General features: G+C 40.7%; 4 protein-coding genes. All 4 read left to right on the top strand.

Annotated features, from left to right (window positions below):
* Positions 1–859 (top strand): hypothetical protein (locus tag J7M13_06250; GenBank protein MCD6363581.1); only part of this gene is annotated, 859 nt, incomplete at its 5' end.
* On the top strand, positions 856–1,836 hold the full coding sequence (gene cas1 / locus J7M13_06245) for a CRISPR-associated endonuclease Cas1 (protein ID MCD6363580.1): 981 nt from the start codon (positions 856–858) through the stop codon (positions 1,834–1,836). The genes J7M13_06250 and cas1, both read left to right, overlap by 4 nt.
* Entirely contained in the window at positions 1,833–2,120 is a 288-nt protein-coding gene (gene cas2, locus J7M13_06240) for a CRISPR-associated endonuclease Cas2 (protein ID MCD6363579.1), read from the top strand. The genes cas1 and cas2 overlap by 4 nt, the downstream gene beginning before the upstream one ends.
* 121 nt (positions 2,121–2,241) lie before the next feature.
* Positions 2,242–3,438 (top strand): type III-B CRISPR module RAMP protein Cmr1, encoded by a 1,197-nt coding sequence (gene cmr1 / locus J7M13_06235; GenBank protein MCD6363578.1) that lies wholly within the window; start codon positions 2,242–2,244, stop codon positions 3,436–3,438.
* Positions 3,439–3,472: the final 34 nt, after the last annotated feature.

The raw sequence follows: 3,472 nt of genomic DNA, 5'->3' as shown, positions 1-3,472 counted from the left end.
CCTGGAATCTATAAAGCCCTTTCCCGGGGAGATCTCGGTGGAACTCTTTCCCAAACAGGCTTTCGTTAAAAGTGGAGGACTTGGTAATCTTATAAAGCTTCCGCTTGGAATTCATAGAAGGACGGGATCAAGAAGCTTCTTCGTTGATCTTGATGGTTCTCCATATGAGGATCAGCTTTCCTTCCTAATGGACATGGAAGCTGTTTCTGAGGAGAGCTTTAATTTTGCCTATGAGCTTCTTCAGGCGTTTAGGATCTCCATTGGGGAAACTTTCCCAGGTGAGGAGGAAATCGTAAAGAGAGAGTTCATTCTGGAGGAGGATAAGGAATTTATGATAATAAAGTCAAGATGCCCTGTTATAGCTAAGCTTTATGAAAAGTGCAAGAGTGGTTTTCTTCTTACCGGTCCCGAGATATCGGTTATAACTTTTACGCTTGGCAATCTCTCAAACGGCGACAAGGTGGTTAACGCTCTTTTGAATATGTCCGGCGTTCAAAATAAAAGGGCTTACTTAAAAAGCAAACTTAACGGTTACCCTATGAGCTGTCCCAAAATTCGTTCCAGAATTCCAGATATTACCGCGGAATGTTGTATTGACTGCTTCTCCGGAAAGGAGATAGAAGGATATCCCACTCCTCTCCTTCATCTTAAGGCTTCTGAGAGTGAGGAAGCTGATGAAATCTCCATAATAATGGATTATCTGAAGGCGTTGAGAAAGTTTGAGCTTGCCCAAAAAGAGCTTCTTGATGTCGAACGCTCTATTCGAAGGTTCATGGAAGAGAGAGGATTGGATAGGATATCTGCTGAGCGCTATACCCTGCGCCTCGAGGGGGAGAGCCTTATTCTTGAGGAATCATGATAGTATATCTTCTGGAGCAGGGTGTAGAAGTTGCAAGGCACAGAGGGAGAATAGTCGTTAAGTTAGGCGATGAGATTATAAGAAGTTACCCCGAAGGTAGCGTAGAAAGATTAATCGTCTTTGGAAACGTTCGCTTGACCCCTCAGGTTATAAGCTATTTCCTGAAAAAGGGGGTAGAGGTTCTCTTTCTTTCTGCAAACGGCACTTATAGGGGCAGGCTTCAGGGCAGATTCTCAAAGAACGTTGAGCTAAGGCTTCTACAGTATGAGAGATTTAAAGATTCTTCCTTTAAGCTATCCGTTTCTAAAGAGTTCGTTAGGGGAAAGATAAGGAACTCTATTACCCTTCTTCAAAGATACAACTGGGACATAAAAAGCGAAGAGATAAGGAATATATGTTCGAAACTGCGTTCTCTTCTCATGAGGATAGATTTCTGCGAAACCGTTGATTCTCTCATGGGATTGGAAGGAGCCTCTGCTAATCTTTACTTTAAGGCTTTAAACCTATGCGTAAAGAATGAGATCTTTACCTTTCCCTCGAGAAGTCGCCGTCCTCCGGAGGATCCAGCTAACGCGGTTTTAAGCTTCCTTTATACCCTCCTTTCCTATACGGTGGAATCATCCGTTTATAAGGAAGGACTTGACCCCTATGTAGGTTTTTTCCACGCCATAGATTATGGAAGGCCCTCCCTCGTGCTGGATCTCATGGAAGAGTTTAGACCCCTGATGGACAGAATCTTTCTTAAGCTTTCCAATAAGAAGATGCTCCTTCTTGGGGATTTTCGCTTCCTCCAGTATGATGAGGAAGACTCAAGCGGAGTTTATCTCACCTTTGAGGGGATGAAAAAGGTAATAGCGGAATTTCAGGAACAGCTGAAGAAACGTTCCCTTGGAAGGATAATAGATCGACAGGTTCACCTTCTCGCAAAGACGATAAAGGGAGAGGAAAGATATACTCCCTATCTTTTAAGGGCATGAGTAAAAAGAGCTTTTATGTAATATCTTATGACATAAGCGATGACAAGAAAAGAAACGCGATGGCAAAACTTCTTGAAAGATATGGGAAAAGGGTTCAGAAAAGCGTTTTTGAATGCCTCGTGGATGAGAAGACTTACCTCGAGATAAAAAGAAGGGCTTCCTTAATAATCGATATGGAGACAGATTCCGTCAGATTTTATCAATTGTGTAGAAGATGTATAAACATGATAGAATATATAGGAACGGGCTTCGTGTCAGAAGAGGAGGAAATTGATATAGTATGAAAAGGTGTTTTGAATAGTAAATACTTACTTGACAAATAGTATACATTATGCTATTTCAAAAAGTGGAGGAAGTATTAGCGCTTTATTTTGTGATATTTATATTTTCTGAGGAGGAAGGCTAATGATTCTTAGGTTTAAGGTAATAACTCCTTTATGGACGGGGGATATCGATCGGATAAGTGAGATGCTTCAATCAACGGGTATTATAGGCGCTTTGAGATGGTGGGCCGAAGCAATATTAAGGAGCATAGGTAAGCTTGCTTGTGATCCAACAACTGATGAGAAATGTCCTAAGGAGGATAAAAATAGTGGTAAAAAATATTACTGTCCTGCGTGTTTAATTTTTGGAGCTACGGGAATGAGAAGGGCATTTAGACTAACTGTGAGTGGAGGGGAAAATGTTTTCTCTGGAGGGGTATTAAACATTAAGCCATCAGGAAGAAATAGAGGATGGTATTTGGGAGGTGGAATTGTGGGAGAAATAGAAATGAAAATAATTCCTTTAGATAAGGATTTTGATGAAAGTCTCGTTTTACTACCTTTTATCATTGCATCAGAATGGGGAGGAATCGGAGCAAAAAACCAGCATGGATATGGTGTTGTTGAAATAGATAGTTGTCCAGAGATTGATTTTGATAGATTTAGGGAGGCGATTGAAAAAATCACAGACCGAGAAAGACTTTTCAAGTTAGGGATAGAATTAAGGCATGGAAATAATAACGATCTTCCAGATCTTAGAGAAATGTTTTTTGCCAAGGTCCGGTTTGAAACTAAAGATAGTTGGTGGAAAAAAGTAGATGGGATTGCACCACGATTACGAGATAATTATCATGGGTGCATCAATGATATGAGAATAAAGAAGTGGGTAAACTCAGATTCTGTCCCAATCACTCCAGCACTAAAGAATTGGCTGGGGTATGGTAATGGAGCGGGGTTGTGGAAAACTACTAACCAAAACCAAAGTAGAGAGATAGAAAACCGGTTATTCGGGACGACTAAGACCGAGAGAAAGGCGTCGAAAATCAATATTTCCTGTGCCTATCCTGTTAATAGAAATCTTTGGGAGTTTAGAATCTGGGGATGGATTCCCCACAATGCTTTCCCTGCAGGTTTTAATAGAGACAGTTTTCTGAATAATTTAAAAAGAGCGCTAAGTGGCAATGGATTTATAACGGTTCCTTGGAATAGGCTCTTAGGCAGCCAAACGAGGAATCACAAGCTCAAAGTATGGCGGGAGTTTAATTCATCAAGGGACACTGTAAGATCGAATGAAAGTGATATTGGCAATTATATTCAAAGCCTTTTGGGAGGAGTGTAAAAATGATTTATGATTTTTACGCGAGTTTTCAAAT

The sequence above is a fragment of the Synergistota bacterium genome (assembly GCA_021159885.1).
Taxonomy (GTDB): domain Bacteria; phylum Synergistota; class GBS-1; order GBS-1; family GBS-1; genus AUK310.
This window is presented reverse-complemented; position numbering and strand designations above follow the sequence as displayed.

Coding starts and splice junctions, on each gene's coding strand:
- cas1 (MCD6363580.1), top strand. CDS start 856: ATGATAGTATATCTTCTGGAGCAGGGTGTAGAAGTTGCAAGGCACAGA.
- cas2 (MCD6363579.1), top strand. CDS start 1,833: ATGAGTAAAAAGAGCTTTTATGTAATATCTTATGACATAAGCGATGAC.
- cmr1 (MCD6363578.1), top strand. CDS start 2,242: ATGATTCTTAGGTTTAAGGTAATAACTCCTTTATGGACGGGGGATATC.